Source organism: Pseudomonas sp. PGPR N4 (genome assembly GCF_059693665.1).
The window spans coordinates 777,016-803,009 of sequence record NZ_JCAUKV010000001.1 but is presented as its reverse complement, the minus strand read 5'-3'; the positions used below and the strand labels follow the sequence as shown (position 1 = coordinate 803,009).

22 protein-coding genes and 3 pseudogenes are annotated in these 25,994 nt (G+C 63.4%); 15 read left to right on the top strand and 10 right to left on the bottom strand.

What is annotated here, in order from left to right:
- Nucleotides 1–30: 30 nt before the first annotated feature.
- Complete coding sequence (locus tag AC58X1_RS03620; RefSeq protein ID WP_497428359.1) at nt 31–1,959, bottom strand: sigma-54-dependent Fis family transcriptional regulator; 1,929 nt, start codon at nt 1,957–1,959, stop codon at nt 31–33.
- A gap of 158 nt (nt 1,960–2,117) precedes the next feature.
- Here AC58X1_RS03620 and AC58X1_RS03615 point away from each other — a divergent pair, with 158 nt between their 5' ends.
- The gene (locus AC58X1_RS03615; protein WP_497428358.1) at nt 2,118–2,651 is read left to right on the top strand and encodes a cupin domain-containing protein; all 534 of its coding nucleotides are present in this window, start codon (nt 2,118–2,120) and stop codon (nt 2,649–2,651) included.
- 39 nt (nt 2,652–2,690) lie between these two features.
- On the opposite strand, the gene AC58X1_RS03610 is transcribed toward AC58X1_RS03615, so the two are convergent.
- The gene (locus AC58X1_RS03610) at nt 2,691–4,019 is read right to left on the bottom strand and encodes an MFS transporter (protein ID WP_497428357.1); all 1,329 of its coding nucleotides are present in this window, start codon (nt 4,017–4,019) and stop codon (nt 2,691–2,693) included.
- A 161-nt stretch (nt 4,020–4,180) separates the two neighbouring features.
- Between AC58X1_RS03610 and AC58X1_RS03605 the strand changes: the two genes are divergently transcribed.
- The gene (locus AC58X1_RS03605) at nt 4,181–5,278 is read left to right on the top strand and encodes a sugar diacid recognition domain-containing protein (RefSeq protein ID WP_188035948.1); all 1,098 of its coding nucleotides are present in this window, start codon (nt 4,181–4,183) and stop codon (nt 5,276–5,278) included.
- A gap of 114 nt (nt 5,279–5,392) precedes the next feature.
- Entirely contained in the window at nt 5,393–6,535 is a 1,143-nt protein-coding gene (locus AC58X1_RS03600) for a glycerate kinase (RefSeq protein ID WP_497428356.1), read from the top strand.
- Here the strand turns inward: AC58X1_RS03600 and AC58X1_RS03595 are convergent.
- Nucleotides 6,526–7,710, bottom strand: a complete 1,185-nt coding sequence (locus tag AC58X1_RS03595; protein WP_188035946.1) for an MFS transporter — start codon at nt 7,708–7,710, stop codon at nt 6,526–6,528. The genes AC58X1_RS03600 and AC58X1_RS03595 overlap by 10 nt on opposite strands.
- Complete coding sequence (locus AC58X1_RS03590) at nt 7,701–8,936, bottom strand: 3-deoxy-7-phosphoheptulonate synthase (protein ID WP_497428355.1); 1,236 nt, start codon at nt 8,934–8,936, stop codon at nt 7,701–7,703. Before AC58X1_RS03590 ends, AC58X1_RS03595 begins: the two co-directional genes overlap by 10 nt.
- A 371-nt stretch (nt 8,937–9,307) precedes the next feature.
- Here AC58X1_RS03590 and AC58X1_RS03585 point away from each other — a divergent pair, with 371 nt between their 5' ends.
- Genes AC58X1_RS03585 through asnB form a run of 7 tightly spaced genes read left to right on the top strand, consistent with a single transcriptional unit; the run spans nt 9,308 to nt 17,188 of the window.
- Complete coding sequence (locus tag AC58X1_RS03585; protein WP_258197440.1) at nt 9,308–10,549, top strand: phenylacetate--CoA ligase family protein; 1,242 nt, start codon at nt 9,308–9,310, stop codon at nt 10,547–10,549.
- Nucleotides 10,546–12,279: a prenyltransferase/squalene oxidase repeat-containing protein gene (locus tag AC58X1_RS03580; RefSeq protein WP_497428354.1), complete on the top strand. Its 1,734-nt coding sequence runs from the start codon at nt 10,546–10,548 to the stop codon at nt 12,277–12,279. Before AC58X1_RS03585 ends, AC58X1_RS03580 begins: the two co-directional genes overlap by 4 nt.
- 11 nt (nt 12,280–12,290) lie before the next feature.
- Nucleotides 12,291–12,698 carry a hypothetical protein gene (locus AC58X1_RS03575; RefSeq protein ID WP_150569239.1) on the top strand — a complete coding sequence of 136 codons (408 nt, stop codon included), beginning with the start codon at nt 12,291–12,293 and terminating at the stop codon, nt 12,696–12,698.
- Nucleotides 12,695–12,979, top strand: a complete 285-nt coding sequence (locus AC58X1_RS03570) for an acyl carrier protein (RefSeq protein ID WP_103437340.1) — start codon at nt 12,695–12,697, stop codon at nt 12,977–12,979. Before AC58X1_RS03575 ends, AC58X1_RS03570 begins: the two co-directional genes overlap by 4 nt.
- Entirely contained in the window at nt 12,976–13,971 is a 996-nt protein-coding gene (locus AC58X1_RS03565; protein WP_497428353.1) for a class I adenylate-forming enzyme family protein, read from the top strand. Before AC58X1_RS03570 ends, AC58X1_RS03565 begins: the two co-directional genes overlap by 4 nt.
- On the top strand, nt 13,958–15,340 hold the full coding sequence (locus AC58X1_RS03560) for an amidase family protein (protein WP_497428352.1): 1,383 nt from the start codon (nt 13,958–13,960) through the stop codon (nt 15,338–15,340). Before AC58X1_RS03565 ends, AC58X1_RS03560 begins: the two co-directional genes overlap by 14 nt.
- A 12-nt stretch (nt 15,341–15,352) precedes the next feature.
- Complete coding sequence (gene asnB, locus AC58X1_RS03555; protein WP_497428351.1) at nt 15,353–17,188, top strand: asparagine synthase (glutamine-hydrolyzing); 1,836 nt, start codon at nt 15,353–15,355, stop codon at nt 17,186–17,188.
- Here the strand turns inward: asnB and AC58X1_RS03550 are convergent.
- Entirely contained in the window at nt 17,177–17,881 is a 705-nt protein-coding gene (locus tag AC58X1_RS03550; RefSeq protein WP_497428763.1) for a LysR family substrate-binding domain-containing protein, read from the bottom strand. The genes asnB and AC58X1_RS03550 overlap by 12 nt on opposite strands.
- On the opposite strand from AC58X1_RS03550, the pseudogene AC58X1_RS03545 reads away from it, so the two are divergent.
- Nucleotides 17,855–17,974, top strand: a pseudogene (locus AC58X1_RS03545) (hypothetical protein); the annotation flags it as partial. The gene AC58X1_RS03550 and the pseudogene AC58X1_RS03545 overlap by 27 nt on opposite strands.
- Here AC58X1_RS03545 and AC58X1_RS03540 read toward each other — a convergent pair.
- A pseudogene (locus AC58X1_RS03540) lies at nt 17,975–18,148 on the bottom strand (LysR family transcriptional regulator); the annotation flags it as partial. It abuts the pseudogene before it with no gap.
- Between the two features lie 267 nt (nt 18,149–18,415).
- Here AC58X1_RS03540 and AC58X1_RS03535 point away from each other — a divergent pair.
- Nucleotides 18,416–19,024: pseudogene (locus AC58X1_RS03535) on the top strand (SDR family NAD(P)-dependent oxidoreductase); the annotation flags it as partial.
- A 51-nt stretch (nt 19,025–19,075) separates the two neighbouring features.
- Complete coding sequence (locus AC58X1_RS03530) at nt 19,076–20,128, top strand: SMP-30/gluconolactonase/LRE family protein (protein ID WP_224785489.1); 1,053 nt, start codon at nt 19,076–19,078, stop codon at nt 20,126–20,128.
- Here the strand turns inward: AC58X1_RS03530 and AC58X1_RS03525 are convergent.
- Nucleotides 20,118–21,068, bottom strand: a complete 951-nt coding sequence (locus AC58X1_RS03525; RefSeq protein ID WP_157831744.1) for a site-specific integrase — start codon at nt 21,066–21,068, stop codon at nt 20,118–20,120. The two genes, AC58X1_RS03530 and AC58X1_RS03525, sit on opposite strands and share 11 nt — an antisense overlap.
- 91 nt (nt 21,069–21,159) lie before the next feature.
- Nucleotides 21,160–23,484, bottom strand: a complete 2,325-nt coding sequence (locus tag AC58X1_RS03520; protein ID WP_497428350.1) for a putative bifunctional diguanylate cyclase/phosphodiesterase — start codon at nt 23,482–23,484, stop codon at nt 21,160–21,162.
- Between the two features lie 293 nt (nt 23,485–23,777).
- Between AC58X1_RS03520 and AC58X1_RS03515 the strand changes: the two genes are divergently transcribed.
- A complete protein-coding gene (locus AC58X1_RS03515) occupies nt 23,778–24,764 on the top strand; it encodes a DNA-binding protein (RefSeq protein WP_259073615.1) in 987 nt (328 codons plus the stop codon).
- A 64-nt stretch (nt 24,765–24,828) separates the two neighbouring features.
- Nucleotides 24,829–25,005 carry a DUF6021 family protein gene (locus tag AC58X1_RS03510; RefSeq protein WP_178080766.1) on the top strand — a complete coding sequence of 59 codons (177 nt, stop codon included), beginning with the start codon at nt 24,829–24,831 and terminating at the stop codon, nt 25,003–25,005.
- A 79-nt stretch (nt 25,006–25,084) separates the two neighbouring features.
- Here the strand turns inward: AC58X1_RS03510 and AC58X1_RS03505 are convergent, their stop codons facing one another.
- Together AC58X1_RS03505 and AC58X1_RS03500 are read right to left on the bottom strand one after the other, a co-directional pair.
- Nucleotides 25,085–25,336, bottom strand: a complete 252-nt coding sequence (locus AC58X1_RS03505; protein ID WP_497428349.1) for a hypothetical protein — start codon at nt 25,334–25,336, stop codon at nt 25,085–25,087.
- Nucleotides 25,337–25,361: 25 nt separating this feature from the next.
- Complete coding sequence (locus AC58X1_RS03500; RefSeq protein ID WP_101319468.1) at nt 25,362–25,862, bottom strand: DUF4142 domain-containing protein; 501 nt, start codon at nt 25,860–25,862, stop codon at nt 25,362–25,364.
- Nucleotides 25,863–25,994: the final 132 nt, after the last annotated feature.

Genomic DNA, 25,994 nt, shown 5'->3' with positions numbered 1-25,994 from the left:
GGCACGCTCGTGCAGCGGCCAGTGCTGCGCTCAGTCAGCCTGATTCGGCGGCACGATTGCGTGTCGTTTCATCTTGCGGTACAGAGTCGATCGGGAGATTCCCGCCGCGTCTGCTGCCGCGCTGATATTCCAACGCTCGCGCCGCAGTACATCGAGCAAATGCCGGGCTTCGGCATCCTCGACCTGCGCCTCCAGGCGCAGTGGCTGTGCAAGGACCGGCGTCCGCGGCGCACTCGCCAGCAGCTCCTCCGGCAGACAATTCAGGCTTATCACCCCATTCTCCGCCAGCGCGGCTGCGTAGCGCAGCGCGTTCAGCAATTGGCGCACGTTGCCAGGCCAAGGGTGGCCCAGCAGGCAGCGGTGAGCCTCGGCGTCCAGCTGCAGCCCTTGCGCTTCGGGCAGCCGTCGCAGCAGGTGCTCGATCAACTCGGCGCGATCGCTGCGCTGGCGTAGCGCCGGCAGGCTCATGCGCATGCCGCACAAACGGTAAAAGAGGTCTTCACGGAAGCGTTTGTCAGCAATCATGCTGGCCAGATCCTGGTGGGTCGCCGACACCACCTGAATATCCAACGCCACTGGCGCTTCGGCCCCCAGGGGTTGCAGCTCACGCTCGGCCAGCACCCGCAGCAAGCGGGTTTGCAGGTGTGCAGGCATGTCGCCGATCTCATCGAGGAACAGCGTGCCGCCATTGGCCAGTTCCAGCTTGCCCTTCATGCCTTTGCGATTGGCGCCGGTGAAGCTGCCGCTGCGGTAGCCAAACAGCTCGCTTTCAATCAACGACTCGGGGATCGCCGCGCAATTGAGTGCAACGAACGGCCCGGCCTGACGGCGACTGGCCTGGTGCACGGCGCGGGCAAAGGCCTCTTTGCCGGTGCCGGTTTCACCGGTGATGAGGATACAGATGTCCTTGTCCAGCACCTTGCGCAGACGCTGCACGCTTTGCTGCAACTGGCTGTCGCCGCCGGCAAGTTGCTCAAGTGTCGGGTGGCGGGCTGTAGTTGGGGCCGGCGCCACAGGCTTGGCGCGCAGCCCGTAACCGGCCGGCACACGCAAACCGACTTCGATGATCAGCTCGCTGCCAGGCTCGCGCAGTTGGGTGCCGCAAGCGCCGCCACGGGTGAGCATCAGCAGCTCATCGATAGTGGCGGGCAGCAACTGCTCGATGCGCAAGCCCAGCAGGGCGCCAGGCTGGGCCAAGAATGCAGCCCGGTTGGCGCCGATCACCCGGCCGCCTTCATCCAGCGCCAATAGCTGCTCATTGGCCAGATCGGTGATGTCGTCGCGGGGCTTGAGGGCCAGGGTCAGACGGTCGCGGTAACGTTGGCGGAAATGGGTGTTTTCGATCAGCCGCGCGTACAGCGTAACCAGGTGCAGGGTCAGGTGCTGCGCCTGTTTTGGCCCATCGTTGAACAGGCAGGTTGCGTTGAGGCAGCCAAGCAACTGATTCTGCGCATCGAAGATCGGTGACACCGAGCAGCTCAGGCGGGCGTTGGCCGCAAGAAAATGCTCCTGGCGGTGGATGGTCAGCGCCTGTCCCGACGCCAGCGCGGTGCCGATGCCATTGGTGCCAGCAATCGATTCGTCCCAGCGCGCGCCGACAATCAGCCCAGCGCGTGAATAACGGTCGTGATCGGCTGGCAGGCGCGCATCCAGAGTAATGCCGTCGGCATCGCTGAGCAGCACGGCGAAGCCGGCATCGACCACCCTTCGGGCCAGGCCGTTGACGCCTTGCCCGGCGATGCTCAGGTAGGCCTCGTGCTGAGCCTGATGCTGGCGAATCTCGGCGGCGCTGAGGATATTGTCGACATGGCGCAGGCCTGGGTCGAGGTGGTGCTGGTTGATGCTGCGAAACCACGATTCGGCGATCACCGCTTCCGGCGCGAGGCCGCGCTCGGCGAAGTGGCAGTCGATAAACGCAGCCAGTTCCCTGGCGCGGGTGTCGGTGGCAGGCGCGGTCATGGGCGCTCCCCGTGCTGTTATTGTCGTGGGCCGGTTCGAAGTGCCGGTCAGACTGCAACCATAGCGCAAAAGCCTGAGGCAGTGAGCGCCTGCTTGAAATGGAACGCCTGACGGCATTCAAGCTTCTCAACAGAATACAAGCCTGTGAGGGGCAGATCATGGACCAGCAGCAATCTATCGCGCCGCGGCCGGTTGAGCCGCGCCAGCTACGTTTCGCCGGCGACGGCTCGACGCCGAACAGCGTGTTGCCGGTGTTGCTTTATGCGATGCAGTGGCCGCACGGCACGGACCGAGCGGCGGCCTTTGAGGCGCTGTTCGAGGTGCACGGGTGGCCTGCGTTATGGCGAGATGGGGTGTTTCCCTATCACCACTTCCATCCCAACGCCCACGAGGTGCTTGGCGTAGCGCAGGGTGAAGCGCGGCTGACCCTGGGTGGGACCGCCGGGCAGACCTTGAGCGTCAAGGCGGGCGACGTGCTGGTGCTGCCCGCCGGCACTGGCCACCGCTGCGTCACCTGCAGCGATGACTTCCTGGTAGTTGGCGGTTACCCGCGGGGGCAGGAAGATTACGAGGTCGAACGGCCCAGTTCCCGTGGCCACGCGCAGGCGGGGGCGCGGATTGCCAAGGTGGCGTTGCCGGAACTGGACCCGGTGCTGGGCAAGGAGGGCGGGGTTGTCGCGTTGTGGCGGTGAGGTGTTGCCGGGCGCCAGGCCCGGCAACGGTCAGCCGTTTCAATCGGCGCGGGCGCTGCTCAAGGCGCCTGCACGGGTGACGCGCAGGGCCACCAGGCTGCCGATCACGATCAGCCCGGCCAGCGAGTACAGTGCAGCATCGGTGGAACCAGTCTGATCCTTGATGAAGCCCACCAGATACGGGCTGAGGAAGCCCGCCATCTGCCCGACCGAGTTGATGATCGCCAGGCCAGCCACCGCAGTGGCAGCACTGAGCAAGGCAGTCGGCATCGGCCAGAACATCGGCAAACCGGTGAGGGCGCCCATAGTCGCGATCGACAGACCAAGAATGGCAATCGGCGGATGGCCGGCAAAGTTGACCGCGATCAGCAGGCCGATCGCGCCCATCAGCATCGGCACCACAAGGTGCCAGCGGCGCTCGTTGCGCAGGTCAGCCGAACGGCCTACCAGAATCATGAACACGCCGGCCAACAGGTACGGGATCGCGCTCAACCAGCCAATCAGCAGTGGGTTGTCAAAGCCCATGCTCTTGATGATCGACGGCAGCCAGAAGTTGATCGCGTACACGCCGCTCTGGATGCAGAAGTAGATGAAGCCAAAGGTCCAGATCAGCGGATTGGTCAGCACCGACAGCACGCTGTCACCGCTGGTGACCGGCTTGCGTGCTGCATCGGCGGTAAGGTCCGTTTCGATGATCTGCCGCTCGGCCGGGCTGAGCCACGGCGCTTTCTGGTAACCGTCGCTGAGCAGTTTGATCGCCAGTATGCCCAGCACCACCGTCGGCAGGCCCTGGATCAGGAACATCCACTGCCAGCCGGCCAAACCGTGCTGGCCAGCGGCAAAGTGCTGCAGAATCCAGCCCGAGAATGGTCCGCCAAGCAGCCCCGAGACCGGAATCGCCGACATGAACAGGGCCATGATCCGCCCACGTCGATCCGCGGGGAACCAGCGCGAGAGGTACAGCACCACGCCCGGGAAGAAGCCGGCTTCGGCGGCGCCGGTGAGCAGGCGCAGAGCGTAGAACTCGGTCGGCGTGGTGACGAACATCAAGCAGGTCGACAGGCTGCCCCAGGCGATCATCATCAAGGCGATCCAGCGCCGTGGCCCGAAGCGGTTCAGCGCCAGGTTGCTGGGCAGGCCGCAGAGCACGTAGCCGATGAAGAAAATACCGGCTCCGAGGCCATAGACGGTTTCGCTGAACTTCAGTGCATCGAGCATCTGCAGCTTGGCAAAACCAACGTTGACGCGGTCGAGGTAGTTGAACAGGTAGCAGATGAAAATGAATGGAATCAGCCGCAGTGTGATGCGCCGGTACAGCGCATTGCGGGTGCTATCGTGGCTTTGGTCAGGGGCAGAGCTGTGTGCCATGATCGGGATCTCTGTTGTTATGATTGTTACCGCGTCGCCTGTTTCGGCGCTCGCCTGACGAGTCTCGGCGAGCGCAGCGCGGCTGTCTTTGTGCTTATGCACAGGTGTCAGCGCTGGCCGCTGTGCTGCGGCCCAAATCCTATCACTGCAAGGACCGTTGAATGTTCGAACTGGACCATGACCTGGCGCAGGATATCGTCGACCGGGCGATGGCCATCCTGCCGTGCAACGTCAACGTCATGGACAGCCAGGGCCTGATCCTCGGCAGCGGTGAAGCAGAGCGCATCAACACCCGCCATGAAGGTGCCCAGTTGGTATTGGCCAATGGCCGGATCGTCGAGCTCGATAATGACGCGGCCAAGTGCCTCAAGGGCGTGCAGCCCGGCGTCAACCTGCCGCTGATGCTCGATGGCCGCTTGATCGGCGTGCTCGGCCTGACCGGTGATCCGCAGCAATTGCGCACCTACGGCGAGCTGGTGCGGATGACCGCCGAAATGCTCCTGGCCCAGCGTCACCTGCAAGTCGAGCAACAATGGCGACGCCAGCGCTGTGATGACTTGCTGGCATTGTTGCTGGGCAGTAGTGGTGATTCGACGCGTTTGCTCGACGAGGCCCAGCAACTTGGCCTCAAGCCTCAATTGGCACGGGTGCCGTGCCTGTTCGAGCTGGAGTCCGGACCGCCCGCAGAAGCCTTGGCCACCTGGCTGATGAGCCGTTACCCGGATGGCTGGTGCGTCAGCCCGGCCCGTCAGTCGCTGTTGTGGTGTCGGCCGGCAGCGGTCGCGCTGGATGAACAGCGTCTGCTCGAACGGTTGCAGCGCCATGGCTGGCACGTCCAGCGCCTGGCCGTGGGCCCGGCAGCGCAAAGCCTTGAGCAATTGCGACGCGGCTACCGGCGGGTGCGTGATTTGCTTGCCTACGGGCGCGAAGTGCTGCCTGCCGAGCGCTTGCTGAACCTGACCCGCTACCGCTTGCCAGCACTGCTGTGGCGTCACCGCAACGACGACGCGCTGGATGAATTGCTCGAGCCCTTGCTGCGCATTCGTAGCAAGGACGCCAGCGGCCAGTTGCTCAATACCTTGCGCGCCTGGTGCGCCCATGATGGCCAGAGCCAGGCCTGTGCCGATGCCTTGGGCATCCACCGCAACAGCCTGCGCTATCGCCTGGAACGTATCGCCGAGCTGGGCGAAGTCGACCCACAGCGGCTGGACGGCATGTTGACCCTGTATCTGGGCTTGCAGCTGTTGCCCGCCGACTGAGCTGAGTGGCAAAGGCGTTTGCCCAAACAACGGCGCCGGGCTTTTGTGCATCTGACCGAGGCCTGCGGATGACGCAACTGTCAGCATCGCTGCAACAGGATCAGGAGAATCCCCATGAAAATTGTCATCGCCCCCGATTCGTTCAAGGACAGCCTCGACGCTGCTGCCGTCGCCCAGGCCATTGCGCGCGGGGTGGCCGAGGTGTGGACGGAGGCCGAACTGGTTGAGTGTCCGATGGCCGATGGCGGCGAAGGCACGCTGCAGGCGATTGTCGCGGCCAGCCACGGTGAGCTGCGCCGGCAAGCGGTGCGCGGGCCGCTGGGGCAGACGGTCGAGGCCCGTTGGGGCTGGCTCGCCGAGAGCCACACGGCAATCATCGAAATGGCCGAAGCCAGCGGCTTGCAGTTGGTCGCCGGCGAGCAGCGCGACGCCTCTCGCAGCAGCACCTGGGGCACCGGCGAATTGATCGGCGCGGCATTGACCGCGGGGGCCCAACGCATCGTCCTGGCGATTGGCGGCAGTGCCACCAACGACGGCGGCAGCGGCATGCTCCGCGCCCTTGGCTTGCGTTTGCTCGACGCCGATGGCCAGGCGCTGGCCGAAGGCGGCCTGGCCTTGGCGCAACTGGCCCGGATCGACGCCAGTGAGCTTGATCCGCGCCTGGCTGAGGTGCAGGTCGAAGTCGCTGCAGACGTCGACAACCCACTGTGTGGTCCGAATGGCGCCTCGGCGATTTTTGGTCCGCAAAAAGGCGCCAGCCCTGAGCAGGTGACAGCGCTGGATCTCGCCCTTGGCCATTTTGCCGACCATTGCGCGCAACTGCTGGGTAATGACCTCAGGGAGTCGCCCGGTAGCGGCGCTGCCGGCGGCATGGGCTTTGCGGCCAAGGCATTCATGGACGCGCGTTTCCGCGCTGGAGTGGAGGTGGTTGCCGAGCTGGCAGGGCTGGATGCACTGGTGCAGGGCGCCGATCTGGTCATCACTGGCGAAGGCCGCTTTGACGCGCAGACCTTGCGCGGCAAAACGCCCATGGGCGTGGCCAGGGTTGCCAAACGTCATGGTGTGCCGGTGGTGGTGCTGGCCGGCACCCTGGGCGAGGGTTACCAGCAACTGTACGCCCATGGCATCGATGCCGCGTTTGCGCTGGCCAGTGGGCCGATGACCTTGGCTCAGGCGTGCAGCGAAGCGCCGGCACTGCTGCAGGCGCGCGCCAGCGATGTTGCCCGGCTGTGGCAGTGCGCCAAGGCTCAGCGCTGAGTTTCAGCTTCATAGGGCACATCGGCAGGCGTCTGGCTGAGTAGCACAGCAATTGCCAACAGCCCGGCGCCAACGCCTGCCAGCGGCAACCACGCCAGGCCGAGCTGACCGATCAAAAGGCCACCAAGCCCGCCGCCGAGCGCTGTGCCGAGGTTGAACGCAGCAATGTTCAACCCCGAGGCCACGCCGCTGGCGTGCGGCGCCACGCTTTTGGCCAGGTTGAGCAGGCGCAACGTGGACAGTGTGACGATGGCGAAGAACACTGCGCCCAGCACCCCGACCAGGCCGAGCACGGCCCATGGCGACTGCCTGAACACATACAGCAGCATCAGTGTGACCACCAGCATGAGCAGGGCCAGCAACAGGCAGCGGTTTATCGCAAAGCGGTCGCCGGCATATCCGCCAACCAGATTGCCAGCAATCGTGCAGGCGCCAAACAGCAGCATGCCCGCACTCAACAAACGTGGCCCGGCCTGGCTCACCTCCAGCAGGTACGGCGACACGTAACTGAAAAAGCTGAACACCGCGACGCTGACCAGCATGGACACCGCGGCAACGGACAACAACGGCCGCAGTAGCACGGCGCGCAGGCCGCTCAGCCCCGCGCCAGGCTGAGCATCCGCCGCACCGGCCTGAACCGGCATCCAACGCAGCAAGCCGATCAAGCTCAAACAAGCGAGCAGCGCCAGCGCGACAAATATCACCCGCCACGACCAGAAGCTGCCCAGCAGCGTGCCCAGCGGTACCCCGAGTGCCAACGACACCGTCAAACCCATCCATACCACCGACAATGCCCGCCCAGCCTGTGCGGGTGCTACCAGCTTGACTGCGACACTGGCCGCTAGCGCCATGAACACGCCGTGGGCCAGGCCAATCCCAAAGCGCACCAGGTGCAAGGTCAACACCTGCTCGACGCTTGCCAGCAGCAGGCTGCCCACCCCCAGCACTGCTACCGTCAGCAGCATCAGCGAGCGGTCACGCCAGCTCGCCAGCGCCGCAGTCAGCAACGGTGCGCCGATGGCGGCACCCAACGCGTACGCCGCAATCGCCGCGCCCACCGCAGCGACTGAACTGCTCAGATCGCCCGCCATTGCCGAAACCAGACCGGCGACCACGAACTCAGACAAGCCGAAGGCAAAGGTGCACAGCGAAAACACGTATATGGCTAACGGCATGGCGGCATCCGGCTCAAGTGCTGGGCCAAGGCCAACGCCTGTTCGCCATTCAGGCGTGGATCCACCTTGCTCAGATAGCAGCGGTGCAGATCCTCCGGCTGCAGCTGGCCTGGGCCGCCGAGGCACTCGGTCACGGGTTCAGCGGTCAGTTCCAGGTGCAGCCCGCCGAGGACCGAGCCATGCCAGGCATGCACGGCGAAGGCCGACTCTATTTCCGCCAGGATGTCATCGAAGGCGCGGGTCTTGGTGCCGCAGGGCAGGGTGCGGGTATTGCCGTGCATGGGGTCGCACAGCCACAACACCCGCGCGCCAGCGTGCTCTACTGCGTCGATCAGCGGCCCGAGGTGCTGGTCCAGCAGCGCCGCACCCATGCGGTGGATCAGCGTCAGCCGGCCCGGCTGGTTGTGCGGGTTAAGCTGTTCGATCAGCTGCAGCAGTGCGCTGGCCGAGGTTTCGGCGCCGACCTTGACCGCCACCGGGTTGCTCACCCCACGCAGGTATTCGACATGGGCGCCGTCGGGCTGGGCGGTGCGCAGGCCAATCCACGGCAGGTGGGTGGACTGGTTGAACCAGCAGCCATCGTCCTGTTGCCGTGTCAACGCCTGCTCGTATTCCAGCAGCAAGGCTTCGTGGGAGATGAACAGCGCCTGATCGCACGGGCCATCGCTGTCCATGAAACCCTGCAGGGTGCGGATGTCGCGCAAGGTCGCGGCCGAGTGAGCATAGGCTGCAAGCAGGCGCTGCGGATCTGCCCGCCGCGCTGCTGCGCGGAACTCGGCCTGGTTGACGATATCGCCGCGATACACCGGCAGACTCAAGCCATCGCGGGTTTCGATATCACTGGAACGTGGCTTGGCGTATTGCCCGGCCAGGCGGCCGATCTTGATCACTGGCCGCTGTACACCCCGCGTCAGCAGCTGGCTTATCTGCTGCATCAGCTGCAGAAAGCGATTCAGCGCGGCCTGATCGGTCTGGGTGAAGTCTTCGGCGCAATCACCGCCTTGCAAGACAAACGCACGGCCCTGCTGGGCCTGGGCCAGCAAGCCCGTAAGCAGGCTGATCGACTGCCGACTGACCAGCGCGGGGGCCTGGCGCAAGCTCGCCAGCGCCTGCTCGAGGGCAGGTTGGTCGTGATACAGCGGTTGCTGCGCAGCGCTGCGGTCGCGCCAGGAATTGAGGCTCCAGGCCAGTGGGCCGTCGAGCACGTTGGCGGCTTGGGTCAGCATGATCGGTGTCGCTCCCTGAGTGTCGTCGTTCGCCCTGCACCTGCTGCAAGGAGCGGCGATAGTGCGCAGCGACGACAGCTCGAGGGAAATACAATAAAGGTCTCAATCTGATATGCGCAGTTGCCCCAGAGCGTACGGGGACGGGGAGCAGGCGGCAGCCCTTGATATGGGCTAAATCGTTGTATTTCCAAGGCTATTAATACTTGCGACCTATCACCGCCGGTTCGCCAAAAGTATTTTACTCAAGGTCTGCACTCGCCAATTCTCGGCGCAACTTATTCGAGAGGGGCGGGGCGATGTTGGTTCACAAGGAAAACGACCATTCAGTCGTAGCGGCAGCCGAGGGCGAGCTTCGCCAGTTCGGCAGGAATATGCCTTGTCAGAATTTTTACACCGGCAAGTTGCAGGCCGCCTGGGAACGAGCTCGCAACAGCCGCTATTACGCGGACATCGGCCCGTTCAGCAGCGCAGCCTTCGCCCAGTTGCCGGTCACGCCCAAGGCCAGCCTCAAGGCCACTCCGCTGGATTTTTGCACGGTCGGCCTGGGTGATGCAGCGCGCTATTACGCTACTACCGGCACCACCGGCGAACCGACGCCAACTCCACGCCTGAAGCAAGACATCATCTGGAATGCCATCAGCGTCGCCAGCCAATGGCGCGCGGTACTCAGACCAGGCTCCAGGGTCGCCAACCTTATGCCGTCGGATATCGTCCCGGTTGGCGATCTGATTGCCAACGTCTGCGACTACCTGGACGTCTCCCACGTGCGCCTGTATCCGTTTACCACCGGAATCACCGACTGGGAGCGGGTATGCAAGACCTTCGCCACCTACCAGCCAAGCGTGCTGTTCATTGCCCCTGGCGTGCTGGTCCAGCTGACTCGCTACCTTAAACAGCGGGAGATGCTCGACGGCTTCGCCCTGTCGGTGCAGACGATCATGCTGCTGGGCGAGGTCAACACCCAGCCATTCCGCCAGCGCCTGGCGCGCTGGTGGCAGTGCGAGGTATTCGATGCCAGTTACGGCAGTACCGAGACCGGCACCCTGGCGACAGTTGGCGAAGATCAACAGATGCGTCTGGCCTGCACCACCAACTACTTCGAACTGCTGCTGGAGGACGGCCAACTGGTGCCGCTGGCGCAAGGTCTCAGCGGGCGTCTGGTGGTAACGCCGCTGAACCTGTATGCGCGGCCCTTGCTGCGCCTGGATACCGGTGACAGCGTGACCATCAGCGGCGCCTGCGAGGCCGGCCAGCTCAGCCCGAGCCTGCTGATCAATGGCCGCGACAACGATGCCGTGGTAGTCGGCGGCGTGGCGTTGGATATTCGCGCCGTCGAGGAAGTCGTTTACGGCAACTGCGACGCCACGGGCTACATGATCGAAGTCGACCGCGACAAGGACAGCGCCGCGCTGATCCTGGAGCGCGATGTGCTCTGGGACAATGGTCAGGAGGCGGCGATCGAGGCGCGCCTGCAGGCCCATTCGCAAGCTCACATGCGCCTGCGCTGGAGCCGCATCCTGTTCATCAACAACCTGTCGGTGTTGAGCAAGAGCGGCGCTTCGCAAAAGAGCTGGAAAAAGACCAATCTGCGCTTTGTTGGCGGTGCGCAATGAGCGCGGTGTTGCCGAAATTTCCGCAAGGGCAGGGCCTGGCCAATCATCAGGCTGACCTCTGGTGCACCTACGCTGCGATCCGCAGCCTGGCCTGGGTCGAGCGCCTGGGCAGTGCCGATGTGCCGCAGCTGCAGGCGTATATCCAGTCACGGCGCAACCGTGATGGCGGCTATGCCTGGAGCAAGGGTATGCCGTCCGATGCCTGGGCCACGTTCTATTGCACCGAAACCCTCAAGGATCTGGCGGCGCCAGTCAGCGACACAGACGCCACTGCCGCATGGCTGCACACCTTGTTCGATGGCGACGCCTACGCCATGTGCCCGGGCCAGACGGCAGATGCCTGGGCCACGCATTACACATTGCGCACCTTGCTCGAAGTCTGCCACGGCGAGGTCCAGCAGCGTGAACCGCTGTACCGCTGGCTTGAGGGTTTGCAATGCGCCAATGGTGGCCTGAGCTGGTCGGCTGAGTTTGCCGAGCGCGATGTCGCCGATACCCGCGCCTGCTTTTATGGCGTGATGGCCGCCCGCGCACTGCAACGAGCCGGGCTGCCGGCGCCTGCGTGGGACCGCACGCGTTTGATCGCCTGGTTGCAGGCGCAGCAGCTGGCTGACGGCGGCTTTCGCTTCAGCGAGTCGGCCGAGTCGGCGTGCCTGTGGGCAACCTACCGCGCCACTGCAAGCCTGGCAGAGTTGCACGCACTACCACTGGACGCACAGCGTTGCAGCGACTGGATCGTTGCCCGCCGCAGCAGCGCAGGCGGTTTTGTCCGCTGGCAGGGATATGACGGCGAGGACGTCTGGGCGGTGTTCTGCGCGGTGGGCTCACTCAAGGCACTCGGGCAGCCAGTCGCCTGGCTGGCCGATGATGTCGCTGACTATATCGCCAGCCTGGCCACACCGGGTGGCGGTTACACCTACCGCGAAGCGAGCACCGCGGCGGATGTTCTGACCAGCGCCGCCGGGATCCTCGGCGGCAGCCTCGACGGCGGCCAGCGTGCTGCGGCGTTGCGCTGGATCGAAGGCTGCCAGATGCCCAACGAGGCCGGGATCATGTACATGCCCGGGCGCGGTGCCGAGGTGCGCTGCACGGCCTGGGGGCTCGCTGCCGGGGCGTTTGCCGAGCAGCCGCAGGCCCGTCAGGCAATCGGCCAATGGCTGGCCTCGTTGCAAAATCCGGACGGCGGCTTTGGCTTCTGGGAAGGCCGCGGCTCGGACATGGTCTCGACCGCAGCTGCGGTGGCCATCCTGCAGTCGCTGGGAGACAACAGCGGTGTGGCGCTGGATGGCCTGCAGCGGTTTGTCGGCACCTGTCAGCATGAAGACAGCGGGCGGCTGACCTACAGCGCCTATCCGCGGGGCGCGTCATCGCTGCGCGCCGGTTTGCAGGCGCTCAGTTGCCTTGCCTATCTCGGCCACCCCGTGCAGCAGGCTGCGGCAGTGCTGCTGGCGGCGCACAAGGTTCGTCAGGGTGGCTTCGCCAATCACGGTCAACGTATCCCCGACCTGCTCAGCACCTATCAGGCGGTGGCCATGGCGCTGGCATTCGAGCTGCCGGTGGACATCGCTCACCTGCGCTTCTTCCTCGACAAGGTGAGCACCGCGCAAGGCTTTGCCTGGTCGCCGCTGTATCTGGAGGGCAGTGATGCGCTGTCGACCTGCCTGGGCCGTCTGCTGCAGGCATTCGTCGACGGCAGCCGCCGCCATTTGCCCAACCTGCAACTGTCATAAGGACACCAAGCATGCCGACCATTACCGTCGCCTGCGCGCCGCTGCCGCTGATCGAGCGCAAGCGCATTGCACTGGGTTTTACCCGCGTTCTCAAGAGCCTGGGCGCCGACCCCGCGCACTGCATGGTGTTCTTCGCGCCGCTGCCGCTGGACTGCGTGTTCAGCGCCGGTATGCCGTTGCCCAGCCAGGACCGTGACGGCCAGCCGGCGCAGTTTCATGTGCGCATCACACTCTCCAGCGAGCGCGACATGCTCGCGCAGCAGACCCTGGCCGACGGCCTGTATGCGGGGCTGCGCAGCCGCTACAGCACAGCTTTCATCTATCTGCAATTCGACCCGATCGCGCCTGAACAGGTGTTCTACAGCGCGGGCGCGGCATTGATCAACGCAAGCACTCAACAAGGAAGCACCGGCTCGTGAATACCCCCTCCATCGAACTCCAGATCCGCCAGACTCTTGCCCAACTGCTCGGCCCCGAGGTCCTCGGCATCGACAGCCAGGCCAGCTTTCGCGACTTTCTCGGTGAGCGCTTCGACAGCCTGATGGCAGTTGAGGTGATTACTGCCGTCGAGGACCGCTTCAGCATCGAGGTGGACTACCTCAGCGACGATGTGCGCTTCTGGTTCGAGACTCTGGACAAGATGCAGCGCTTCGTTGCGCAGAAGGTCGAAGACCAGCTCACCCTGCAGGCCGCCGAGTGAGTGCTGAGCAGGTGTTCCACACTTCTGGTTCCAGCGGCGCGCCGCGCCAATGGCTGCGCAGCCGCGCGCAAATGGAGCAAGAGGCGCGGCTGATCTATCAGCGCTGGGCGCCGCAGGTCAGCGAGATCATCAGCTTTGCGCCGGTCAGCCACAGCTACGGGCAGATCCTCGGCGAAACCGGTGCGCGCGTACATAGGGCGGCGCTACAGCTGTGCTCGTTCGAACAACAGCAACTGCCAACGCTGGCTGGCCACGGCCAATGCGTGATTCTGGCCATCGCCAGTACCTGGAAGCTGCTGCCAGCACTGCTCAAGCGCCTGGCTGGCCAGCGCCCGCTGTTGATCGTGCACAGTGCATCGATGTTGCCACCCGGTGCACTGGCTGTGATCCAGCAATTCGCCGGTGCGCAGGTGCGTTTCATCGAGGTGCTCGGCTCGACCGAAACCGGCGCGATTGCCGTCCGCGAACTGGATGCCAGTAGCACGCCGGAGCAGCCGTGGAGCTTGCTTGACGACGTTCAGCTACTGACGCCCGCAGGCCAGCCCGCGCCCCTGGAAATTGCCAGCCCACGCATTGCCCGTGAGCAGGGCCAGGCCTGCGCAGCGCCAAGCCACCGTTGTGACGACCTGGTGCAGGTCCTCGACCCGCGCCGGGTGCAGTGGCTGGGACGGGTCAGCAGCCTGATCAAGGTCAATGGCGTTCGCCTCGACCTGGCCCGGCTAGGCGCCGAACTGGGCACGCTGCTGGGCTGCGCAAGCCTGGCCTGTGTGCCGCTACGCGACGGTTTGCGTGGCGAGGCCTACACCATAGTGCTGGGCGATTCGTCAGTCAGCAGCGGGGCTGTGCTGGCTGCGTTTTCTCAGCTCACGCCCGGCACGCCGCGGCCGCTGCATATCCATCACGTCGATCACTTACCGCTGTCTGCCACAGGCAAGCCACAAGCTTGGGCGGCGGCATCAACTGTCAAGGAATACACCGATGTCATACGTTAAAACCGACAATGCTATCGACGCCTACCTGGCCAACTGCGGTCCCGCAGCAGTTGGCCAACAGGTGCCGAATTACCTGGCCCTGACCCTGCGTGAGCGCTATGCGCAACTGCAGGCCAATCCAGCACTGGCCGCCGATTGGGCAGCGCAGTATGAGCAATGGGCGGTGCATGCCGACGGCCACTACCGTTGCCTGGTCAGCACCCGCCCGGCCGAGTCGCCGTGGTTCCGCCTGGGCGTCAAGGACACCGTTGACGTTGCGGGTTTGCCGACCCGACTGGGCCTGCGCAGCTACCGTCACTATCCAGCGCGCAGCGCCGAAGCACTGACCTGGCTGGACCCACGGGTGGCCTTGACCTGCAAGGTGACCACCACCGAACTGAACATCGCCTTTGGTGGCGGTTGCCGCAACCCGCTTTACCCGAGTATCGACCCTTCGGGCTCGAGCACCGGTTCCGCGGTGTCGGTGGCGGCGGGGCTGTGTGATATCTCGCTGGGCACCGATGTGCTCGGCTCGGTCCGCTGGCCTGCGTCGCACTGCGGCATGGTCGGCTTGCGCATGACGCACAAGGCCGGGAATCTGGCCGGCGTATTCCCCCTGTCTCCGCGCATGGACGCCCTTGGCTGGGTCGCCCGCAGCGCCGATGACCTCGACCTGCTGCTACCGATGCTTGGCATCGATGGTCTGCTCGGCGAGCAACTGCCGCTCAAGCAGCAGTACCGGGTCGGTTTCCTCAGCCATGTGCATGAGCCGGGCCTGACCAGCGCGCAGATGCTCGCCATGCTGGCTCAGGCGCGCAGCGCCGTGGTGCAGCTTGAAATGGCCGACAGTGATGTCGACATGCCTGAACTGTGGGCGTGCCGCGGCGACGCCTGGCAACTCTGTGCCCGTGATGCGTGGCTGGCCTCTGCGGCGTGGCAGCAGGTGTTCGACTGCGAGCTGCACTGGTCGACGCAGAGCGCACTGGCCGTCGGAGCCGGGGTCAGCGACGAAGAATACAACGCCATCCAGCAACGTATGGACAGCGTTCGCGCAGGCATCGACAGCTGGTTCGACAACGCCCAGGTGGACGTCGTGGTATTCCCGATGGACCCCAATCGGCCGTTCGACCGGCGTGATCCGCAGCCCGGCGACTCGACCATCCCATCGCCTGCCGACGCCGACTACTCACAGAAAATCAGCTTCACCCCGCTGGCCAGCTTTAGCGGCCTGCCGGCTATCACCGTGCCGATCTGCCTGAGCCCGGATGGCAAAGCAGCGCTGTCGGTGCAGATCATGGGCCGACGCGACAGCGAGCGGCAGTTGCTGGACATTGCCAAGCGCCTGCAAGCGCTGGTCGGGCGGGTGCCGGCCGCTGAGGCTGGTCAATAAGGAGCGGCAACCATGTGTGGAATTACAGGCTGGGTCGACTTCAGTCGCGACCTGGAGCAACACGCGCCGCTGCTGGCGGCAATGACCGACACCCTGGCCCTGCGCGGCCCGGACGCCAGCGGCAGCTGGCGCCACCGGCATGCCTTGCTCGGCCACCGGCGGTTGGCGATCATCGACCTTGCTGGCGGCGTACAACCGATGACTTACCGCTTCGGCAATGGCCAGCAAGTGGCGCTGGTGTATACCGGCGAGGTCTACAACCACAACGAATTGCGCGAGCGGCTGCGTCTGGCCGGGCATCAGTTCCAGACCCGCAGCGACACCGAAGTGGTGCTGCATGCGTACCTGGAGTGGGGCGAGCATTGCAGCGAGCAGCTGTCGGGAATGTTCGCCTTTGCCGTGTTCGACGAGCGGGACGGGCACTTCCTGCTGGTACGCGATCGCCTCGGGGTCAAGCCGCTGTACTACGCCGAACATGGCCAGGGCCTGCTGTTCGGCTCGGAGATCAAGGCGATTCTGGCCCATCCGGATTTCAGCAAACAGCTCGACGTGGTGGGGCTGGTCGATGCCCTGAGCTTGTCGCGGGGCACCTCGCGCACGGCGCTGCGCGGCATTCGCGAGCTGCCACCGGGGCATCGGCTATCGTGGCGGCCGAACGGCCAGATCAAGCTCAAGCGCTATTGGCAGTTACAACGACGTGAGCATCAGGACGACCTGCAAAGCACCATTGAGCGCACCCGCGAACTGTTGGGTAAAGCGCTGGGCGAGCAGCTGTATGCCGACGTACCGGTATGCTCGTTGCTGTCCGGCGGGCTTGACTCGACCATTCTCACAGCGATGGCCCAGCGCACGTTGCAGGCCGAACAGGGCGGTACGGTCAATTCGTTCTCGGTGGATTTTGTCGGCCAGGCCGAGCAGTTCCAGGCCGATGCCTTCCGCCCGGAGCGCGACGAGCCGTATGCCTTGGCCGCCGCCGCGCATATCGGCAGCCAGCACCAGACCATCCTGATCGATAACCGCGAGCTGGTTGCCGATCAGGCCAGGCAGGCGGTGTGCCTGGCCAATGATTCAGCGGCGACCTTTGGCGATGTCGATACCTCTCTGTATCTGCTGTTCAAAGCCATCCGTGGCCACTCGACGGTGGCGATCTCAGGCGAGGCCGCGGACGAGGTATTTGGCGGTTATGCCTGGTGTCGCGATCCGCAGGCCATCGCTGCGGCGCGGATGCCGTGGCTGTCACGGATGCAACTGCTGCAGGCAGAACTGATCAACCCGGACTTCAACCGCCACTGCGATTTTGCCGGCTATCAGGACAGCGCCTATCACCAGGCACTGGATCAAGTGCAGCATCTGCCGGGCGACGACGCTGTCGAGCGGCGCATGCGCGAGATCAGCCACCTGCACCTGCACCACTGGCTGCCGATCCTGCTCGACCGCAAGGACCGCCTGAGCATGGCCGCCAGCCTTGAGGTGCGTGTGCCGTATACCGATCATGAGCTGGTCGAGTACGTGCACAACGTGCCGTGGTCGATAAAAGGTAGAGGAGGCGAGGAAAAGTGGCTGCTCAAACAGGCGACGGCTGATCTACTGCCACCGGCCGTGCTGGCGCGCAAGAAAAGCCCTTATCCGACTTCGGCAAACCTGGCCTACGAGCGCTTTTTGCGCGAGCGCACCCGGCAGCTGCTGGCAACGGCCGACAGCCCGGCGTTCGCGGTCATCGACCGAGCTCAGCTAATCACGCAACTGGATCACGCCGAGGGCTATTTCAACTCGCAGCTGCGCCGTAACAACCTGGAAACAGCACTGGCACTGGATGCCTGGCTGCGCCATAACCAGCTATCGGTGTAGATCGCGCTTGAGGATGCTCTCCTGGGCCGCGAGGTCGAGGAGGGTGTCGCTGAAACACTTCGGTGCGCCAAGGTCCAGCATCGAGATGAAACTGCCCAGCGCCGGCGAAGCGTTCTGGTTGTTCCAGTTCATGTACAGGCCCATGCTGGCGTTGGGCTGATCACCAACGGGCTTGATCGGGCGGAACAGGACCCGATCGCGCAGCGTCGAGTTGGCGATCGATTCCGGCACCAGGGCTACACCGAAGCCACAGGCGACCAAACCGATCAAGGTGTGAATCTGCGACGCTTCCTGCACCACCTTGGGATAGAAGCCTGCCGACTCGCACAGCGCCATCAGCTGGCTGTAGTAGCCATTACCCAATGCCTGCGGGGTGAACACGAAGTCTTCTTCGGCGAATTCGCGCAGGTCGACGTTGGCGTGGCGGGCCTTTTCGTGATGGGCCGGCAAGGCCATCACGATCTGTTCATTGAGAATCAGGCGTGATTCGATGGTATCCGGCGGCAGTGGCAGCTTGCGCATGAAGGCGATGTCGGCTTCGCCGGCCAACAAGGCGGCGGCCTGGGCCGCCGACGGCATTTCACGGATGGTCAGGCGCACGTTCGGGTAGCTTTCGCGAAAGCGTCGAAGCGAGTTCAGCAGCGACTCGTAGTAGGCAATCGAAATGGCCGTGATGGTCAGCTTGCCGCACACGCCCTCGGAGACATTGCGGGCGTACTCGATGCCTTGCTCGAGTTCCTTGAGGGTGCGATAAGCGGTTTCCAGAAATGCCATGCCAGCGGCAGTCAGCTTGACCCCGCGCTTGTTGCGCAGAAACAGGCTGAAGCCGAGTTTGTCCTCGAGGCGGTTGATCGCTTGGCTCAAAGGCGGCTGCGCCATGTGCAGACGAATAGCTGCCTTGTGAAAGTGCAACTCCTCGGCCACGGCGATGAACTGCCTGAGCAAACGGGTCTCGATCATTCTACTTTCCTTCATCGAGGCGAACTGGTGCAGGGGCGTGTGCTCACAGGACTTCTGCAGGCGCGCCATCATAATGTGTGCTTGGGCGGCGCAGAAGCCTGCTCGCCCGGGCTGTTGCTATCTGTATGAGTAACCCGGTGGGGCTCGGTCATCCGCTTGCGGGGTTTCGGTGATATCTATTAGATATCAAGTTTGCATGCTTTTAGTATTAAGTCATTGATTTTTTTATTGTTATTGTCTGTGAATGAGAATCGGGGGGATTCGTCGATGCCATTCACAAATAAAGTCGCGATTATTACCGGTGCAGGCCAGGGGCTTGGCCTGGATTATGCCAAGGCACTGCTGGCTCAGGGCGCACGGGTAGTGATCAGTGACCTGGGCACCGATCGCGCCGGCGAAGGCGAAGATCAGGCACTGGTAACTGAAGCGTTGCAGGCTCTCAAGGCCCAGGGTGGCGAGGTGGTTGCCCACATTGGTCGGCTGGACGATGAGGCGGGTTGCCAGCAATTGATCGAGCTTGCCATCGAGCAGTTCGGCCAGCTCGACATCCTCATTCACAATGCCGGCTGGGTCGGCTATCAGGACATCGAAGACCAGCAGGAGGCATTTCTCGAACGCGCTCTGGGCATCAGCGTGCATGCGCCGGTGTGGTTGGCCAAGCATGCCTGGAAGCACCTCAAGCGCTCGGCGGCGCCGCGAGTCGTACTGACCACCTCTGACCGCGCCATGTACCAGCGCTATGCCCAGCCAGGGCTGGTAGCTTATGCCGCAGGCAAGATGGCCCAGGTCGGGATCATGAATGCGCTGAGCATGGAAGGCCTGGCCCACGGCATCCTGGTCAATGCGATTTCGCCTGTGGCCAAGACCCGCATGTGGGGGGTGAGCCAGCCCAGTGAGGACCTCAAGCCTGAATGGGTGACCCCAGGCCTGCTCTACCTGGCCAGTGAACTGTGCCGCGACACCGGCTACATCCTGCGCGCCAGCAACGGCCAGTTCACCGCTACACGCTTCTGCGAGAACAGCGGCGTCAGCTATCCTCGCGATCTGGCCCGGGTAGAAGCCGCCAGCCTCAGCGAAGTCGCCGAGCGCTGGAGTAGCATCAAGGAATGCCATTACGCGCCAGTCAAAGTCGCCCGTACCCGTGCCGATCTTGGTGAAAGCCCGGTCTGGGATGCGCACAGCGGCGTCCTCTATTTCGTCGATATTTCCGGCGGACGCATCAACCGCCTGACGCCGCAGGGCGATGTCGAACGGGTTTACGAATCCGCTGCGAAAATTGGCGCTCTGGCCCTGACCGACCAAGGCAATCTGATCTTCACCGAGGATGCCAGTGCTGCGCTGCTGGACCTTGGCGAAGGCAAGGTGCGTCAGTATTCGGCGCCCGTGCATCACCGCTCCAGTTACCGCTTCAACGACGGCGCCTGTGATCCACAGGGCCACTTTGTCACCGGCCTGATGGATGAAGGCCCCAGCGGCAAGACCGGCGCACTGTACCGCTTCGATCACGAAATGCATGCCGAAGTGATCCATCGCGAGATGTCCTTGCCCAACGGTTTGGCGTGGTCGCAAGACGGCCAGACACTATTCTTCGTCGATTCGGTGGCACGCTCGATCTACCGTGCTGATTATCTCGCCGGTGGCATGCTGGGCGAGATCAGCCTGTTTGCCGAAACCCCGGCCGAGCTGGGTCGCCCGGATGGCATTGCGCTAGATAAGGAAGGCGGCATCTGGGTGTGCCAGTTCAACGGCAGTTGCCTGCTGCGCTACGACCGCCACGGTCACCTCAGCGACCAGGTGGTAATGCCGGTGCCGCGGCCGACCAGCTGCTGCTTTGGCGGCCCGGAGCTGGACACGCTGTACATCACCACCGCCCGCTTTGGCATGACCCCGGCGCAGCTGCTCGACTATCCGGATGCAGGTGACCTGTACATGATCCGCCCGGAAGTGGCGGGGATTGCCCGCCATCCGTTCAAGGAATGAGCAAGCGCTCCTGCGCCGCGGGCAACACCGCCAGATCGCCAAAGCGCTGCGCTGCATCGATGTAGCGCAGCGCGGATTTGGCGTCCTTCCAGCCGATATAGCTCATCAACGACTTCAACTCCCAGCCATTGGCTGTGGCCCAGGTGGCGAAACCGCGTCGCAGTGAGTGGCCGCTATATAGTGAGGCGGGCACCCCGGCGCGTTCGAGCATGCCACGCAGCACGGCAATCAGGCTGTTGCTGTTGAGTGGCGCCTGGCCCAGGTTGCCCCAGCGATCGAGCTTGCGAAACACCGGGCCATGGGCAATGCCCGCCACTTCCAGCCATTGCAGGTAAGCCGTCACCGGGCACAACGCTTTCAGCGCCGGGGTGCGGTGCTGTACGCCAAGTGCCTCGCGGTCGCCTTTGCTGCGCGGCAGGTACAGGGTAAGGCCGACACCGGCCTGGGCCTGAATATGCTCGACGCGCAGGCGTGCCAGCTCATCGCCGCGCAAGCCACGCCAAAAACCGAGCAGTAGCAAGGCCGCATCCCGGCGCGCACGTAACAAGCCGGGCATGTCATTTCGCTCACGCGCCAGCTGCGCTTCTTGTTCAAAGCGTGCGACGGCGGTCTGCAGATGTTGCAGCAACAGCGGCGCGGCCTGTTTGGCCGGCGCCGGGTGCAAGGTGCGTATGCCGCGCAGGACCTGCCGCACCAAGGGTGCCTTGGTCGGATCGGGAAAGCCCTGGCTGATATGCCATTGGCTCAGGGCCGCCAGGCGTTGGCGCAGCGTACTGACCGCGTGCTGTTCAGCGTGCTCGACCAGGTAGCGGGCGATACTGTCGGCGGTGGCCGGCAGAAAACCGCCCCAGCGCACCTCGAAATGCTCGACGGCGGCCTGGTAACTGCGCCGGGTATTGTCACGCGTGGCGGCGCGGACGTAGCGCTCGATGTCGGTCATGGGGGCAGGATTGTGGTGAACTGAAGCCCACACAATAAACCAGCCGCAGGCTGCTGACCAACGTGGGCGCTGGTCAAGCGGCAGTACAGCCTTAGTGCTCCAGGCAGAGCTGCTCTTCGATGGCCTTGAAGGGCGCATAGTCGTGAAGTTGCGTAGGCGATAACGGCCGACTGAAGTGGTAGCCCTGGGCGATGTCGCAGCCGGCGAGCTTCAGGCAGACCACCTGTTCGCGGGTTTCGACACCCTCGGCAACCACCTCCAGGCCCAGGCGTTTGGCCAGGATGATGGTCGAGGATACGATCGGACTGTCATCGTAGCTGTTGCACAGCGGCGCGATCAGTGCCCGGTCAATCTTCAACTTGCTCAGGGGCAGCGCGTGCAGATGGGCGAAGCCGGCGTAACCACTGCCAAAGTCGTCCAGGCTGATGCCGATACCCGCAGCGCGCAGGCGCTGCAAGTGATCAACCGCAGTGCCTTCCGGATCGAGCACGGTGGTCTCGGTAATCTCCAGTTCCAGGCGCTGCGCGGCGATGCCGAGCTGGTCCAGCTCATTCAACAATCGCTCGCTGAAATCGGCCTGGCGCAGTTGCAGCGCCGAGACGTTGACGGCGATCCGTGTGTGCGGATCGCGTGCGGTCCAGCTGGCCAGTTCCTCACAGGCCATGCGCAGCACCTCCCAACCCAGCGCGACGATGAAGCCACTGCGCTCGGCGAGGCCGATGAAGCGGTCAGGGTAGAGCAGGCCGAATTCTGGGTGATCCCAGCGCACCAGGGCCTCGTAACCCACCACCTGCAGGTTGTCGAGCCGGATCTGCGGCTGGAAATGCAAAACGAACTGACGCTCGGCCAGGGCACTGCCAAACGCCTGCTCAAGGTTGAACGCATGAAGGTCGCTGACATTCAGCGACGGGTCGAAAAAGCGATATTGCGCCCGCCCGGCCTGCTTGGCCGAGTACATGGCGGCGTCGGCGTTGCGGATCAGCGCGTCGATGTCCTGGCCGTCGCGCGGGCAGATGCTGACGCCGACGCTGGGGCTGGTATTGACCTCCTGGCCATCCAGCGCGTAGGTGGCCGAGAGCTTTTCCACCAGAGCGCGCACCCAGTTGTCGAGCTGGTCTTCACTGCGCTCGCCAGCGAGCAGCACAACGAACTCGTCACCGCCGAAGCGCGAAGCCTCATCGCCGTCTTCCAGCATGCGCTGAATGCGCCCGGCGACGGCCTGCAACAGCAGGTCGCCGATGCGGTGGCCGAGCGAGTCGTTGATCGACTTGAAGCGGTCCATGTCAATGAACAGGATCGCCATCAAGCGGCGCTTGCCGCGCTGGCGGGTCAGCGTCTTGCTGGCGACTTCGACGAACTGGCGACGGTTATGCAGGCCGCTGAGGTGATCGGTTGCTGCTGCGTGGCTGCTGCGCCGATGGGCCTCTTCGAGGCGCTCGATCAGTTCCTGGTTGACCTGCTGCGCCTGCTCCAGGGCGCTGAACGCCTCCTGGCGCTTGCTCAGTAAACGCAGGCTCCAGGCCAGGCTGGCGAGGATCATGATGGTCATGCACAGGTTCAGCCAGAACTGGCGGGCGAAGTTCGCTGTGCTCGGTTTGAGGATTTCTTCGTGGCGTTGACTGACGACAACGCTGAAACCACGATCTGCGGCTCGCCGATACAAGCTCTGATAGGTGCCATCCGCGGCGAATTGAGTGAGGCTGCCGGCGTCTGCGCCACTGGCTGGCGGCACCGGTAGCAGCGCCTCACTGGTCACCACCACGCCGCTGCCATCGATACGCAGGCGCTCCTGGCCGTCTTCCTGAAGCAAGCGCATGAAGCCACTGGCGCCCAGATCGATGTGCTGGAACAGCAGGGCGAGGTAGCCGATGTCCAGTTGCACCAACAGTACGCTGTCGATCTGGCGGCCAGGCAGGTTGGACAGGGGCACTAGAAACGGCACGCGTCGCTCCGACGTGTCGCTGGCATTGGGCAGCGCATGCGCCAGAAAGGGTTTGAAGCCGTAGCGCGCGACATGGGTTTTCAGTTGGTCGAGCCACTCACTGGGCAGGCGTTGCGGTTCGTCAGCATCACTGGAAAAGACCCGTGCGCCGTTGCTGTCGTAAAGGCTCATGCGTTTGAGCAGCGGGTCTGCGGCCAGGATCTTCACCAGGCTGAGGCGATCCTGAGCCGGCTTCGTCACGTCTTGCAGCGTGCTGCGACCTACAGCCTGAGCACGATCAACCACCTGGCGCAGGCTCTGTGCGACGACGCTGGCCAGGTTCAGATGTTCGGCGGCCTTGGCCGCAAGCGCCTGTTGGCGCGCAGCATTCTTCTGGGTTGCATGCAGCCCCCAGAGAAAGGCGAGAGTGACTGCGCACAGCATCAGTAGAAGCAGCGGCAGGAGCTTTGCGGAGGAGGGGGTTAGGCGGATCACTGCTGTTCGTTTCCCGGCCTTGAGTAGTCCCCTGAAAATACGACAGTTGAATGACAGCCTTATGACTGGTGGCGTTTTGCTATTCACGGCTGTACGCCCTGCGAAACTGCGATTTCGACTGTTTGTACAGCTCGGCTGCGTCCACTCACTGACCAGCGCAGGTTAAAGGTCCTCACATGCGATAAGCCGTGATTATTGAATGTTAGCAACGGCTTGTTAAAGCCCGTCGCTAGGTAGATAATCGGTACGTAATTACATAGTACGTACCACATTACGAAATCGTAGGAGCAGACATGGCCCGGGGCGGAATAAACAAGGCGGTAGTCCAGCAGGCGCGGCAGGCCTTGATTGCCCGAGGCGAGCGCCCGAGCATTGATGCGGTACGTATCGAAATGGGTAATACCGGCTCCAAGACCACCATTCACCGTTATTTGAAGGAACTTGAGCGCCAGCATCCTGCGGCCACCCAATTGGCGGCCGGTAACCTGAGTGAGCCTTTGGCGCGGCTGGTCGAACAACTGGCGGATCAGTTGCGAGAGGAGGGCGATGCGCGCATCGAAGCAGCTGAAAGCGAGTTCACCGAGCAGCGTGATCAGCTTCAGGCTCAGCTGAGCATCGCCCAGCAGGCACTCGCTGCGGCGCAGCAGCAAATCCAGATTCAGGCCAATGCCCTGCAGGCCGAGTCGGAAAAGCTCGCGTCCACCCAGAGCACGTTGCAAACCGAACAGTTGCGCAGCGCCAGCCTCAATCAGGCGCTCGGCGAGCAGCAGTTACGCCTGGCCGACAAGGATGAACAGATCACTTCGCTCGAGGACAAGCATCGTCACGCCCGCGACGCACTTGAGCACTACCGCACCGCCAGCCGCGAGCAGCGTGAGCAGGAGCAGCGCCGGCACGAGGGGCAGGTACAGCAGTTGCAGGTAGAGCTGCGCCAGTTGCAGCAGAGCTTGATCGTCAGGCAGGAAGAGGCCACTCGCCTGCATCGCGACAACGAGCGGCTGCAGGCCGAGGCTCGCCAGGCCGCCGCTGAACTCAAGGTCATCAATGATCAGTTGGAGCAGCGCGACGCCCAGGTGCAGGGTTTGCGCACGATTCTGGCCCAGGCGCAGGGGGCCAGTGACGAAGTGCGTCGCCAGCTGGAAGGGCAGACGCAGCAACTGGAGCAGAAGCGCGAACTTTGCGCCGAGCAGGCCCGCCAGCTCGATTTCCTAAAGGCAGAGCTGGTCAGCCGCAGCGATGCTCTGGCCAGTTTGCAGCGCGGTGATGTGGGCGCGGATTAAAGTAATAAATCAAACTTTACCGCTGTGCAGGGTTCTTCCATAGACATTCATGGGAGATCTGCGCATGTCCAACGAGAAAAGCCACGAGCACGAGCAACCGAATAAGGGCCCGCACTCTTCAGATGAGGCCACTGAAAATAATGACCTGGGTTTTGATCCGGACTCGCCGGACCTGGACGATCCGCAGGTAGACCCACAGGGCCCAGCAGTTCCGCCGCGCGATATCGAGAAGAAGCACTAAGGCAGGAATTCGAGAAGGGAAGCTCGCGCCTTGGCGGCGCGAGCTGCTCCTGCACCAAGTGCAGGAGCAGACGAGTCGATTAGGCTTTGACCCGTTTGGCGGCTTCGACGCCGGCGCTGGACAGTTTGATCGGATACTGCAGGCTGATCTGATGCTCGGCATCAACCTCAACGCTACCATCATGGATCAAGCCGTCGTCCTGCAGCGTCTTGAGCATGCCGGCCACGACTTTCTCGCCGCGATAGTTATCCAGCACTTCCTTGCCCAGGCCTTGCGGGTGCGCGTGCAAAAGGCGGGTCAGAACTTCGTCACGAAGTGGGTCGTTACTCATAAATACTTAGCCTCGCCAATTCGGGTTACTTGTCGTATTTAGCCTGCAGCTGCTTGGCATGCTCCAGGTGCTTCTCCAGTGCCGGCAGGGTCTCGCCAGCGAAGGCTTTCAGGTCTGGCTTGTCGCCTGAAGCAGCCTCTTTCTTGAACAGTTCGACGGCTTTTTCGTGCGCAGCGACCTGGTTGTTCACATACGACTTGTCGAACGACTCGTCACGCCATTCAAGGATGACTTTCTTGACCTTGTCGGTCATCGCGGCCTCGTCAGGCACGCTGATGTCATGCTTTTTGGCGATGTCGCCGAGCTTCTGATTAGCCTTGGTATGGTCTGCGACCATCTGCTGGGCAAAGGTCTTGATGTCGGCGCTCTGGGTTTTTTCCAGGGCCAGATTGCTGGTCACGACTTCAGCGATGCCAGACTCGGCCGCTGCGTCAACGAAGTCGTCGGAGCTTGCCGCCATTGCATGCAAAGAGGCCATGCCCAGGGCGACGGACAGTCCGATTCGTTTCAGGAACAGATTGTTCATTTCTCACACCTTTGCGTTGGCGCGACGTCAATGTCGCCTAAGGTTGAGCATTGGCATGCAGCAAAGGTTTAATTTTTTTGTTGTCGTTGTGCCGCTGGCGCACTAATGGGAACGATGCGCGGCGAGCAGGGT